Raw genomic sequence first — 13,086 nt, 5'->3', positions numbered from 1 at the left:
GGCCCACGCTCCTGAAGGAGCCGGACCTGAGCCTTCGGTCTAAGTTTGAACTCGATATCCGGCATTAGCTACTGGTTTCCAGGTGTTTCAAGTGGGAGTCTCAGTTGATGAGCGCAAAGGGCTCGCCCGCGCGTGTCAGATTCGGGTTGTAATTGGGATCATTGTCGAGCAACTCCCCCCAGCGCGTCCGCATCAGCTTCACTTCCTTTCGGAAGCGAGCCTGTTTCTCCGCCGTGTCCTCGCGGCCTCGGCTCGCAGACTCGTGGTGATATAGCCGCGCGAATGGAGTCCAGACATTTCTCAAGCCCACTTGGCGCAAACGCAAGCACAGGTTGATGTCATTGAACGCAACGGCAAGTTCCGCATCGAATCCGTCGACACGTTCGAAGGCGGCCTTTCGAATTACGAGGCATGCCGCTGTGACCGCAGACAAGCTCTGCAGGAGATTCGCGCGATTCATCTGGCCCGGATAGTTACCCGGCTTACCGCAGTAGGCATGTGCCGCGACTCCGTGTACACCGAGCACTACACCTGCATGCTGAATTGACCCGTCCGGGTAAAGCAGCTTCGCGCCAACAGCGCCCACCTCAGGATTTACCGCATGCGACACCATTTCCTCGAGCCAATCCGGATCGATCACTTCGATATCGTTATTGACGAACGCCAGTATTTCGCCCGTAGCATGCTCCACCGCAAAATTATTTATTTCTGAATAGTTGAATGGGCTAGCCCACTCAATAATTTTCACTCCGAACCCGCGTAGCCGTTCGAAGTATCTATGAGTCTCGGGTTCGACTGAGCCATTATCGATAACGAGAATCTCATAATTGTCGTATGTCGTCTTGTCCAGAATACTGGAGATGCATTGCCGCAGCAGACCCACCATGTCGCGTGTCGGAATGATAATGCTGACCAGGGGTTGCGGCTTGGGCAGCTCCCACCGAACCCTGATCCCACTACCCTCCAGCAACATGGCTTGCGCTTTCTCGCCGACGCAATCCAGGTGGTCCTGAACGGCCTTCAACGCTGCATTCGCTGCATATCCCTTCTCGCTCCCGGAAAGGGCCGTCGACCCGGCAATGGCGCGCCAGTGATATAGCACCTTGGGAATATGGATGATCTGGTCGGCGTTGGAACATGCCGCCACCCTCAGAGCGAGGTCATGATCCTGGCTGCCCTCAAAACCCGGACGCAAACCACCCAGCCGCTTGACTAGATCCGTCCGGTATACGCCCAAGTGACTGATGAAATTCTGCCCCAATAGAAGTTCCGGGTTCCAATCCGGTTTGAAGTACGGGTCGAACCGTCTGCCGTTCTGGTCGATCTTGTCTTCATCCGAATATACCAAGGATGCGTCGGGGTGCTCACGCAAGGCTTCAGCAACGTAATACAGGGCGAACGGATGCAACTCGTCGTCATGATCGAGAAGCGCGAAGTAGTCTCCTCGCGCGATCTCCAGCGCAGTGTTCGTTGCGCGCGATATATGCCCATTAACCTGCCTGAATTCCACGCGTATCCGCGTATCACTTGATTCCAGCTCACGCAGACACGCCAGCGTATCCTCCGACGTCGAGGCATCATCGGCAATACACAGTTCCCAAAACGGATAGCTCTGAGCCACAACACTTTCCACGACTTTTTTCAGCCAGCGTGGTTCCGTGTTGTAGGTTGGCATCAGGATGGATATCAACGTACTCTCATTCTCGTTCCATTCCCGCGCTGGAACACGGCAGTGCTCCAATGAATGAAGTGGATCGTTCTGCAGTATCCAGTCCTGGTAACACGGCCCCTCCACGGGTTTTGATCGAGCCATATGCAAACTGGCCTCAAGGTCATCCCAGATTGCACGGACGTCCCCCATGCGGACCAGATTCGCCAAACGCTCGACACTATCTACCGGAATTACAACACCCTTGGAAGCAGCTTCAGAAAAAAGATCTCGCGCGCGCAACCAGAGCGCCCGACGAGGGTCCAGTCGCTCAAGAAGCACTGGCCCGGCAGAGAAGGGGAGCAAATCCTCGTGGGGATCAAGTCGAAGCGCCACTACCTGCTCCGGAAAATACAAAATTGCACTTTTGGTGTCACTCTCGGAGCAGTCCGAAAGCAGCTGCGACGTCGCTTCCGCAACTCCGCTGCCATAATCCGGGTATAGCTTCGCCACTGCACCGGGCGCGTTCATGAGATCAAGACTAAAACGCCAGAAGCCGGCTGGCACTGGGCCGTCGGCAAGCCTCACAACCAACTGGGGGTCACCCGTTGTCGGCGTGCCTTGCAATACGCCAGACGAGTCCATCTCGCACTCGACGTTACTCAGAGCTTCGAGCAAAAGTTCCTGCGAACGCCGCATCAGCGTTGCCTCCCGAACAAACGCCGAATCCAATTCAAAGGATTTCTGCTGTCAAGCTTCATATGCATGGCCTCCAAGAATGCCGTCGTCCGTTCCTGTTCCACCGCCATGCAGTCCAGAATTGCCATCTGTGACTCGATTGCGCGCCCAGTCCGCTCCATCGTTTGGCTACAGGCTTCCATCCGAGTCACTAGCGATGATTCAGCCTCAGAGATGCGGGGGCCCAGTTGACCTGCTTTTTCCCCTACTTCGCTCATGGTCGTTTGGAGGCTGTCGACATAGGCCCGTAGGCCCTCAACCTGTTCATGAAAAGCGTCATTGGCAAGGTTCATTTCCAACTCCATCCTGGCTTGCCGCCCGCCCACGCTGGACGAGACGGTTGCAGGGATTTCGCCGATGGCTTCCTTGATCGCGGTGTTGGCAAGCCCAAGCTCCGCACATCGCCTGTCCAACCGACCGAGCAGCTCGCCAGCGTGAGACAGCGCACCCCCATGATCCGAGAGACCCCGCTCCAGCCCAGCGATCGAACTGACGAGCCCGAGGCTCGTGTCCGCGTGTTCACCCAGTAGATTGACGACGTGGTCCAAAGTCTTTGCTCTGGTACGTGCTTCGAGGGTGACCTCTTCTACCGTGCGCTCCAGTCCCGCGACCGAACTGACGAGCCCAAGGCTCGTACTCGCGTGTTCACCCAACAGATTGACGACGTGGTCCAAAGTCTCTGCTCTGGTACGTGCTTCGAGGGTGACCTCTTCTACCGTGCGCTCCAGTCCCGCGACCGAACTGACGAGCCCAAGACTCGTACTCGCGTGTTCACCCAACAGATTGACGACGTGGTCCAAAGTCTCTGCTCTGGTACGTGCTTCGAGGCTGACATTTTCTACCGTGCGCTCCAGTCCCGCGACCGAACTGACGAGCCCAAGGCTTGTACTCGCGTGTTCACCCAGTAGATTGACGACGTGGTCCAAAGTCCGGGCTTTGGCACGTGCTTCGAGGGTGGCCTCATCTACGATGCGCGCCAGGTACGCCGGCACCTCGTCGGAGAGGACAGCGTAATAAACAATGTCGACCTCTACACGTTCCGTGATGAACCCTGACGTCGCCAACTCCAGGTCGGAGAGGTCGAACTCGACGGAAGGATCGGATCCCAGACTTACAAATCGAACGAACGCAGGTGGTTCCTGGGTAAGCTCTTCGCCCACAATACTGCGGACACGACGCGGGAAGTCCGTGACATCCATGACTTCCCCCGCTGCGGCAACCAGCCGGATGCCGCAGATCCCGTAAACCCCCGGACAGTCGGCGGGATCAACGCGTAGAAATGACACATTGGCTTCGGCAGAAAGATTGAAGACCAACCTCAGGCGACCATCAGTGTCCCCAACACTCGCCACTGCGCAATTATGTTCGGAGAAGATGTCGTCGTGCGATCGATGAAATAGCTTCGCGGTTATGGGCAGCTCTGGTCGGTCCATAGCGCAGGATAACCGGGCCAGGCCGGTTCGCGTATCCACCACCGTGGATGCCATGCCTTCGAAGAAACCGCGCATCGCGTCCGGTGCCGCGTCGGCGGCGTCAAGAAAAGCCCTGAAAGCCTCCGGCACCACTTCGCCAACACAAACAATACCCAGCCCGTTGCTGTGCTCGAAGCCAAATGTCCGATATCGTTTACTGAGCTCTTCAAAATAGCGCCAGACACCGAAATCTCTGTCCTTAACCGAGATATCGTGCATCAGCACCACCGCTCGACTGCTCAGCTTGGGCAACCAAGTTTCAAAGTCGTGCTTGACCGCTTCGTAGGTATGCAGCCCATCAATATGCAGCAGATCGATCCCCTGACCGTCGAAATCTGCCAGCGCATCGTCAAAGGTCTTCCTGAGCAGTGTGGAAAATTCGGAGTAGCGTGGGGCGTGGTATGAATCCAGCGCAGTATAAATTTCGCCACCATACTGCGTCGCATGGTCGTCACCTTCCCAGGTGTCCACCGCAAAGCACTCAGTGCCGACATCCGCAGCCAGAACTGCCTGGCAAAATGCGAGATATGAGTTTCCCGAATGCGTACCCAACTCCACAAGTTGACGCGGACGGATCAAGGAGATCGCCAGGTAGGCAAAAGGGATGTGTCCGGCCCACGAATAAGGCGGGGTCAGCCTTGGCCACTGGAAAACTATAGGGTGTTCCAAAATATTGAACGGCTTCATTGTTTCGCCTCCAACTTCACCGACTCCATGGGAATCCCCATGATACCGGCGGGAATATTCGCTCCCCTAGCTGTAATCTTTATTGCTTCATGGATCCAATGCTGTACTACATGTGACTCCTGAGTTCCAGACGAAACGCCTACAGTTACAAAATAGTCACCTGCCTGCAATCGCGGCATCACGAACTCGAACGTCGCAACGTAACGCTGACCATGGCCGCCAGGAAGCACACAATCCAAGGTTGATAAATATGTATTGTCGCCAAAAAGAAGTTGACCCAGCCGATCTTTCAGATAGAACCCAACGATCGGCTTATCAATCGGCTCATTCACGATGACGTCCACCTGCAGGCGTGCCAGCTCTCCACCCACTACCCAAGCGAGCTCATTCCCTTCGCGGTCACACAACCCTACAGACTCCAAAGTTGCGTCCATTGCACCAAATCCGCCTTCGGGATCAAATGGAGCCAGTTCAAGGTCGTTCCGTATGTTCGAATGGTTGATCAGATCCTGCCGAGGATCTCGACGTACCCGCGCCTCGCTTGGCTTGGCCGCATCAGCAGACAGCACGCCACCTTGGCGCTGCGCGATCAATGTTTCGAGATACGCCGACATTACGGCTTTCGCATCACCCTCCGCCTTCATTCGTCCACTTTCGAGCCATATCGCCCTGTCACATAATCCCGTCACAGCACCGTCGTCATGACTGACGAATAGCAACGTGCCATGCTGTTTGAAATTCCGCAGGAACCGCATGCATTTTTGGGTGAAAAACGCGTCGCCGACAGACAAAGCCTCGTCGATAATCAGAATTTCCGCTTCGACGTGCGCCATTACCGCAAAGGCAAGACGCATCACCATGCCGCTAGAGTAGCTCCTCACCGGCTGATCTATAAATTCGCCTATTTCGGCAAATTCCTCGATCAATTGAATGCGGGCATCAATCTGGGCCTTCGTCAGCCCAAGGATCGCCGCATTCATATAGACATTTTCTCGGCCCGTGAACTCCGGGTTGAATCCACTTCCGAGTTCCAAAAGAGCGGCGACCTTCCCGTTTACTTCCACCGATCCTTGAGTAGCCGTCAAAGTTCCCGCCAAAAGCTGGAGGAGCGTGGATTTTCCAGAACCATTTCGCCCTACGATGCCCAGCGTTTCTCCACGACGCACCTCAAACGAAATATCTCGCAGCGCCCAGAACTCCCGGTAGAGTTTCCGGCTGTCCCCAAGAAGGCCCTGCAGCAAGCGATGAGAGGGCCGTTCAAAAATGTTGTAGCACTTACTCAAGCCCACTGCCGAGATTGCCAAGTCAGATTCAGCAGGGCTGTCCGCACGCGGTTTATACGACATCTGCAAAACCTCGTCTCATCTTCTGGAATACGCCAAAACCTACACAGGCGAAGAGAAGGGCAAAGAATGAATAGATCATCAACCCCTGAAAGTCGGGGAGGCGCCCCCAAAAAGCCACGTTCCGCGCCTGATCAATGATGAATGTCAGCGGGTTAAGCAGGAAAATACGTTGATATGACGTAGGTAGGCTTTCCACGGGAATGATGGCTGACGACAGGAACAACATCGCCGTAGCTACAACTCCAGTTACCTGACCGATATCGCGCAGGTAGACACTCAAGGCAGACAGGATCCACACCATCCCGAGGCACACCATGATCAACGGAGCCAGAATGATGGGAAGCAGTAAAAACTTAACATCCAGACTGCCTCGTATAAGGAATTCGAGCAGTGCATATACGGCAAAATTCATAACCGCGTGGAAGAGCGCTGATGAGACGACTACCCACGAAAGTATATCGAGAGGAAACACGATCTTCTTGACGAGATTCGTGTTGCCGATGATCAGGCTGGGAGCACGGGTCAGGCATTCGGCAAAGAAGCCATGGACGATAAGGCCGATAAAAAGCAGCATCGCAAAATCAGTCGTGCTATCGCTTGCCCCGGGCCATCGGGCCTTGAGCACGAAACCGAACGCGATGGTATAAACCCCAAGCATCAGGAACGGGCTGATCAATGACCAGAGGAGCCCGAAACTGGCACCGCGATACCGACCGGTTATGTCGCGCTTGATCATCTCCCACGTAAGTGTTGGATACATCAGCCAAGCACTCAGCGGCGTGGACAGAGCTATTCCGCCCTCCCTAGGTTTTTCACTCATGTGTTATTTCAAGCCCGTCGTAACATCGGATATGAGATCGCCCATTTCTTCCACCCCGACGCTCAGCCGCACCAAGTTGTCGGTCACTCCCAGCGCCGCACGCCTTTCAGCTGGCACCGACGCGTGCGTCATGATCGCCGGGTGGTTCACCAGGCTTTCCACTCCGCCCAGTGACTCGGCCAGCGCAAACAACTCCGTCCGTTCGCAGAACCGCATCGCCGCGTCGACGCCACCCTTGAGATAGATCGACACCATCCCGCCGAAGCCATCCATCTGCTGCTTGGCCAGCTCATGTTGCGGGTGCGATTTGAGTCCCGGATAAAGCACCTTCTCGATAGCCGGGTGGCCTTCCAGCCATTCGGCCAGTACCTGTGCGTTCTCGCAATGCGCCTTCATCCGTAGATGCAGGGTCTTCAGACCACGTAGCGCCAGGAAGCTGTCGAACGGGCCTTGCACCGCGCCGATGGAGTTCTGCAGGAACGCCATCTGCTCGGCCAGTTCGGCGTCGTCGCCAACCACTGCGATGCCACCGACCATGTCGGAGTGGCCGTTGAGGTACTTGGTCGCCGAATGCATGACGATGTGCGCGCCCAGCTCGATCGGGCGCTGCAGGATCGGCGAGCTGAATGTGTTGTCCACGACCACGATCAGTCCGCGCTTGCGGGCGATCGCGGCGATCTGGGCGACGTCGACCAGTTTCAGCAGCGGGTTGGTCGGGGTCTCGATCCAGACCATTTTGGTCTCGGGGCGGATCGCGGCCTCGAACGCGGCGGCATCACTGAGGTCGACCCAGCTGAAGTCCAGCCCGGCGCTGCGGCGGCGGACGCACTCGAACAGGCGGTAGCTACCGCCGTAGACGTCGTCCATCGCGATCACGTGGCTGCCGGAATCCAGCAGCTCCAGGATGGTCGAGGTCGCGGCCATGCCGGAGGCGAACGCAAACCCGCGGGTGCCCGACTCCAGCGCGGCAACACAGCGCTCGTAGGCGAACCGGGTCGGGTTGTGGCTGCGGGTGTACTCGAAGCCCTGGTGCACGCCCGGGCTGGACTGCACGTAGGTCGAGGTCTGGTAGATCGGCGTCATCACCGCGCCGGTGCTGGGGTCGGGAGACTGGCCGGCGTGGATGGCAAGGGTCGCCAAGCCCGGGCGGGATTCCTTTTTTTCGGAGTGTTGCATGTTTCTCCTGGCCGATGGCGGCCTGAAGTTGCTTGATCGAACCACTTATTCTAGCAACGATGGGCGGCTCACCCTGGAAGCTTGGCGAACCGGCGGCGCGGTTCAGTTCAGGACCGGCGCGCCCTCCTGCCAAGTCCCAGCCAACGTTCACCCATGTTCCACCACACCCAGTTCGTCCAGAGCTAGCTTCATGGCCCGGGCCGCGCCGACACTGAGCTGTTCATGATCCAGCGCGAAACGTATGGTGGCCTCGATCAGCCCCAGATGGCTGCCGCAGTCGAACCGGGTGCCATGGAAGCGGTAGGCATGCACCTGATCTTCTTCCAGAAGCTTTGCGATCGCATCGGTGAGCTGGATTTCACCGCCGCTACCCGCCCCGGTCTGCTCCAGCAGCTCGAAAATCCTCGGCCGCAGCACGTACCTGCCGACGACCGCCAGCGTGCTTGGCGCCTCCGCGGGCGATGGCTTTTCGACGATGCTCCGCAGCCGACCTGCCCTGCCATCGAACTCCGGCGCCTCAACGATTCCGTAGCTCGCGGTCTTCTCGCGGGGGACATCCTCGACTGCAACAACGCTGCCGCCGCGCTCTGCCGCCAACTCGGTCATCTGGCGCAGGGCACCGGCTTGCTTGCCGTTCCAGATCAGGTCATCGGGGAGCATCACGGCGAATGGCTGGTCGCCGACCACGGGCTTCGCGCAAAGCACTGCATGCCCCAGCCCGAGCGCTTCCGTCTGCGTGACAAATACGGCACGCACCCCGCTCGGAAGGACGTTCCTCACGACTTCCAACTGCGTGTGCTTGCCGGCACGCTCCAGCTTCTCTTCCAGTTCGTAGGCTTTGTCGAAGTAGTCCGCAACCGAATGCTTGTAGCGGTTGGTCACGAACACGAGCGTGTCGCAACCGGCATCAATCGCCTCGTCGACGGCGTACTGGATCAGCGGCCGATCGACCACCGGCAGCATTTCCTTGGGCACGGTCTTGGTGGCCGGCAGAAATCGTGTGCCGAGCCCCGCAACGGGAAATACCGCTGTCTTTACCCCGGTCATTCCTTGTCCTTCAAAGTTTTTGGGGCTGTTCCAACAACCCACTCAATTCAGCAACCCGGGCGTCGAGCATGGCTTGATCGCCGCGTGTTTCTACGTTCAACCGCACCAGCGGCTCCGTATTCGAGCTGCGCAGGTTGAAGCGCCACTCCCCGAAATCCGCCGATAGCCCGTCCGTCCAGTCAAGCACCGGATTGAGGCTGGCGAAGTGATCCTGAACCCGGCGGATGGCGGCGGGCGCATCGCCCACGGTGAAGTTGATCTCGCCACTGCAGGGGAATCGCGCGATGCGGTCCTCGATCAGTGCACCTAGTGATTCACCGGTCTCTGACAGCAGCGCGGCGATCAACAGCCATGGAACCATGCCCGAATCGCAGTAGGCGAAGTCCCGGAAGTAGTGGTGCGCGCTCATTTCTCCGCCATAGATGGCATCTTCGGAGCGCATTCGCTCCTTGATGAAGGCGTGCCCGGACTTGCAGACCACAGGCACGCCGCCCGCCTGCTCAACCAGTTCGATGGTGTTCCATACCAGACGCGGGTCGTGGATCACCTTGCCACCGGGATAGCGCGATAGCAGCATGCGGGCAAGCAAGCCAACCAGGTAATAGCCTTCGATGAAACGGCCTTTTTCGTCGAAGAAGAAGCAGCGGTCGAAATCACCGTCCCAGGCGATTCCGAAATCCGCGCCATGCTCCAGCACGGCTTTCGACGTCGCGGCGCGGTTTTCCGGCAGCAGGGGATTGGGGATGCCGTTGGGGAAGGTGCCGTCGGGTTCGTGCTGGATGCGTATGAACTCCAGCGGCAGGTGTGGCGCGAGCAGGTCGATCACGCTGCCAGCGCCACCGTTGCCGGCATTGGTCACTATTTTCAACGGCTTGAGGCTGACCCCCTTTACGTAGCCGAGCAGCCGCTCGACATAGGCGGCTTTGTCATGGTGCAGTCGCAGATGCCCCACTTCCGCCACGGGCCCAGGCACCGTCCCGGCAACCAGCAGATCGCGAATTGTTGACAGACCGCTGTCGCCGCTGATGGGGCGGGCGCTTTCGCGCACCAGTTTCAGTCCGTTGTAATCCATCGGGTTGTGGCTTGCGGTGACCATCACGCCGCCCGCGGCGCCGAGCTTGTCCGTCTGGAAATAGACTTCTTCCGTGCCGCATAGCCCGATGTCGATGACATCGCGGCCTACGGACAGCAACCCACGGGCAAGTGCCTCCTGCAGATCATGGCTGCTGAGCCGGACATCGCGTCCGACGACAACCGGCCCCGGCTGCAGCTGGCTGGACAGCGTCGCGCCAATACGCGCAACCACTGAGGCGCTGAGCTGTTCGGGAACACGCCCCCGGATGTCATAAGCCTTGAACGCCGGGAAAAAAGCCATGGCGGCTGACTTCTCTTCCTCCGCCGCCTCGACTTCCCGGTCGGTTGCAGATAGTGCCGGACGGTCCATGTCTTGCTCGTTCATTCAGGAATCTATCAGAAAAGTGAATCGCTGATTCTAGCATTCGGGAGCAATTTTCCGCTCCGGTATACCGTGTTCATCGAAGCTGACGTAAAGTCGCGCACGACCTTCAAACCGCCCAGAGAACACGTATGAAAAGCGCCTTCCTGACCGCCGTAGCCCTGCTTCTGGCGGGCATTGTGTCCCAACCCGCCCACGCCGCCCTCACCCCCTTCAAGGCCGACTACTCAGTCCGCTACCACGGCATTCCCGCCAGCGCGACGACCAACCTTCAGCGCCAGGGCAATAACTGGATCTACCTGATGTCCGTCGGCAACGCGGCAGCGTCGATGAACCAGGCGACGGTGTTCATGGAGCGCGGGGAGCTCTACATTCCGCTGGGTGGCAGCGACAGGGTCCAGTACCCGGGCGGGGCCCGCGCGGTGACCACGCGCTGGGCCTGGCAGGACCGGCAGGTGCGCTGGACCGGTGATGTGAAGCTCACCCGTGCCGGGCCGGTTGAGTTGCAGCGTGGTGATATGGACGCGCTGCTGGCCCAGCTCGCGCTGGTCCGCGATCACCAGGCGCGTGGGGCGACGAACTACCGGATTCTGGAGAACGGTCGTGCGCGGCCGGCGAACTTCCGTCGGTCTGGCACGGAGACCATTACCATCGCGGGGGAGGCGGTGCAGGCTACGCGTTACGTGCAGGCTCGAACGGGGAAGACGACGACGATCTGGGTGGCCAACGATATTCCGACGCCGGTCCGGCTGACCCAACAGGAGGGGTCGCGGGAGGTGGTGCGGATGACGCTGAGGTCGTGGACGCGGTGATTGACAGGATTCACGCGGCTTCGCGCGCATGGCGCGCTCCTACCAAGGGCCGGGATTACGGCCCCGTAGGTCGCCACCTATGGCACGCGGCGGCGGAGGTAGTTCAGCAGATCAATCCGCGTGATCAACCCCAGGAACTTGTCGCCGGCACCCTCGGTGACGATGGCGACCTGCCCCCGGTCAAACACCGGCAACAGGGCCTCCACCGGCGATTTCACGTCCAGCATGTCGAGCTTGCTGGTCATGGCGGTGGACACCGGGTCGTTGAAGCGCTGCTCCTCGCCGTACACGTGCAGCAGCACGTCGGATTCATCCAGGATGCCGACGATGCGGTCGCCGTCCATCACCGGCAGCTGGGAGATTTCGTACAGCTTCATGCGCTGGTAGGCCATGACCAGCTTGTCGGTGGGCGCGAGGACCACGGTGTCTTTCTGGCTGTAGGGGCGCAGGATCAGGTCGCGCAGGTCACCGTACTGTTCGCGCTCGAAAAAGCCGTTGTCGAGCATCCAGTAGTCGTTGTAGAGCTTGCTCAGGTATTTGTTGCCGGTATCGGGCACGAACACCAGGATCTTCTTCGGTTCCGTCTGCTCGCGGCACCAGCGCAGGGCGGCGGCCAGCAGGGTGCCGGTGGAGGAACCGCCGAGGATGCCCTCCTTCGCCAGCAGCTCGCGGGCGATGAGGAAGCTCTCGCGGTCGGGAATGGAATAGGCCTTGGCCACGCGCGAGAAGTCGGCGATCACCGGCGGGGCCGAGCTTTCACCGATGCCCTCCACCTGCCAGCCGCCGGCTGGTCCGTGGGTCGTGCCGTGCATGGCGAACTCGGCCAGGATCGAGCCTTCCGGATCGGCCAGGATCAGCTCCACCTCGGGCGCGTGTTCGGCGAAGCAACGCGACAGGCCGGTCACCGTGCCTGAACTGCCCGAACCGACCACCACGGCGTCCACGCCGCCCACTTCCGCCATCTGCCGCAGCAGCTCCGGCCCGGTGCCCTGCTCGTGGGCGTCGGGGTTGTCGCGATTGCCGAACTGGTTGACGAAGTAGCGGCCCGGCGTTTCCCGGGCGATGCGCGCGGCCATGTCCTGGTAGTGCTCGGGGTGGCCCTTGGGCACGTCGGAGCGGGTCAGGACCACCTCGGCGCCCATGGCCTTGAGGTTGAAGATCTTCTCCCGGCTCATCTTGTCCGGGATCACCAGCACCAGCTTGTAGCCCTTCTGCTGGGCCACCAGGGCCAGGCCGATGCCGGTATTGCCGGCGGTGCCTTCCACCAGGGTCGCGCCGGGCGTGATGTCACCGCGCTGCTCGGCCGCCTCGATCATGTACAGGCCGATCCGGTCCTTGATCGACCCGCCCGGGTTCTGGCTCTCCAGCTTGAGGTAGAGATCGCACTGGCCGGTGTCCAGGCGCTGGGCCTTGATGACCGGGGTGTTGGCGATGAGGTCGAGTACGGAATCGTGGATGGGCATGGGCGGCCTGGTGCGATGGCGTGGTGGAAGTAACGCCGGATTATCGCACTGCTCGCGCGGCACCGTGGCCGCCCCAGCCTCGCCCTGCGGACGACGGCGGCGACGAGGAAGCCGCCGCCGCCCGCAAAGACGCGCGTACGCGCGTTGGGGGTGGGCTTACAGGGTGTCGTACATGCGGGTCAGCCGATCCTTGGCTGCAAGCTTCTGGCGCTTCATCTGGGTCAGGGTGATGTCATCGATCGGCAGCACGCCCAACTCGGCGTCCATCACCTTCTTGTCCAGTTCCTTGTGGTGGTGATAGAGGCGGCGGAACTCGGGGTTGGCCTTGATGATTTCCTCAAACTGCAGCTCGGTATGCCCTTCGAACATGAAAGCCTCCTGTGGGTCCGGAAATGCAAAACGCCCCGGCCTGGGTAGGCAC

At 59.5% G+C, this 13,086-nt stretch carries 10 protein-coding genes; 1 reads left to right on the top strand and 9 read right to left on the bottom strand.

Going from position 1 to position 13,086, the window contains the following annotated elements; all coding sequences use genetic code 11:
* Positions 1 to 100: 100 nt before the first annotated feature.
* The 7 genes from ACW7G3_RS07600 to ACW7G3_RS07570 all read right to left on the bottom strand — a co-directional run bounded on the left by ACW7G3_RS07600 (position 101) and on the right by ACW7G3_RS07570 (position 10,309).
* Complete coding sequence (locus tag ACW7G3_RS07600) at positions 101 to 2,380, bottom strand: glycosyltransferase family 2 protein (RefSeq protein WP_456982078.1); 2,280 nt, start codon at positions 2,378 to 2,380, stop codon at positions 101 to 103.
* Positions 2,347 to 4,545, bottom strand: coding sequence for a class I SAM-dependent methyltransferase (locus ACW7G3_RS07595; protein WP_456982077.1), 2,199 nt, complete (start codon positions 4,543 to 4,545; stop codon positions 2,347 to 2,349). Before ACW7G3_RS07595 ends, ACW7G3_RS07600 begins: the two co-directional genes overlap by 34 nt.
* Positions 4,542 to 5,891, bottom strand: coding sequence for an ABC transporter ATP-binding protein (locus ACW7G3_RS07590; RefSeq protein ID WP_456982076.1), 1,350 nt, complete (start codon positions 5,889 to 5,891; stop codon positions 4,542 to 4,544). The genes ACW7G3_RS07595 and ACW7G3_RS07590 overlap by 4 nt, the downstream gene beginning before the upstream one ends.
* Complete coding sequence (locus tag ACW7G3_RS07585) at positions 5,881 to 6,711, bottom strand: ABC transporter permease (protein ID WP_456982075.1); 831 nt, start codon at positions 6,709 to 6,711, stop codon at positions 5,881 to 5,883. Before ACW7G3_RS07585 ends, ACW7G3_RS07590 begins: the two co-directional genes overlap by 11 nt.
* 3 nt (positions 6,712 to 6,714) lie before the next feature.
* Complete coding sequence (locus tag ACW7G3_RS07580; protein WP_456982074.1) at positions 6,715 to 7,887, bottom strand: cystathionine gamma-synthase; 1,173 nt, start codon at positions 7,885 to 7,887, stop codon at positions 6,715 to 6,717.
* A 147-nt stretch (positions 7,888 to 8,034) separates the two neighbouring features.
* The gene (gene galU / locus ACW7G3_RS07575) at positions 8,035 to 8,934 is read right to left on the bottom strand and encodes a UTP--glucose-1-phosphate uridylyltransferase GalU (RefSeq protein WP_456982073.1); all 900 of its coding nucleotides are present in this window, start codon (positions 8,932 to 8,934) and stop codon (positions 8,035 to 8,037) included.
* Between the two features lie 10 nt (positions 8,935 to 8,944).
* Positions 8,945 to 10,309 (bottom strand): phosphomannomutase, encoded by a 1,365-nt coding sequence (locus ACW7G3_RS07570; protein WP_456982397.1) that lies wholly within the window; start codon positions 10,307 to 10,309, stop codon positions 8,945 to 8,947.
* Positions 10,310 to 10,521: 212 nt separating this feature from the next.
* Here ACW7G3_RS07570 and ACW7G3_RS07565 point away from each other — a divergent pair, with 212 nt between their 5' ends.
* On the top strand, positions 10,522 to 11,202 hold the full coding sequence (locus ACW7G3_RS07565; protein WP_456982072.1) for a DUF3108 domain-containing protein: 681 nt from the start codon (positions 10,522 to 10,524) through the stop codon (positions 11,200 to 11,202).
* A gap of 77 nt (positions 11,203 to 11,279) precedes the next feature.
* Here ACW7G3_RS07565 and ACW7G3_RS07560 read toward each other — a convergent pair whose 3' ends face one another.
* Together ACW7G3_RS07560 and ACW7G3_RS07555 are read right to left on the bottom strand one after the other, a co-directional pair.
* The gene (locus ACW7G3_RS07560) at positions 11,280 to 12,665 is read right to left on the bottom strand and encodes a pyridoxal-phosphate dependent enzyme (RefSeq protein WP_456982071.1); all 1,386 of its coding nucleotides are present in this window, start codon (positions 12,663 to 12,665) and stop codon (positions 11,280 to 11,282) included.
* A 156-nt stretch (positions 12,666 to 12,821) separates the two neighbouring features.
* Positions 12,822 to 13,034 (bottom strand): YdcH family protein, encoded by a 213-nt coding sequence (locus ACW7G3_RS07555; protein WP_456973891.1) that lies wholly within the window; start codon positions 13,032 to 13,034, stop codon positions 12,822 to 12,824.
* Between the last annotated feature and the right edge of the window lie 52 nt (positions 13,035 to 13,086).

It is taken from the genome of Luteimonas sp. A478, from assembly GCF_054052025.1.
This window is presented reverse-complemented; position numbering and strand designations above follow the sequence as displayed.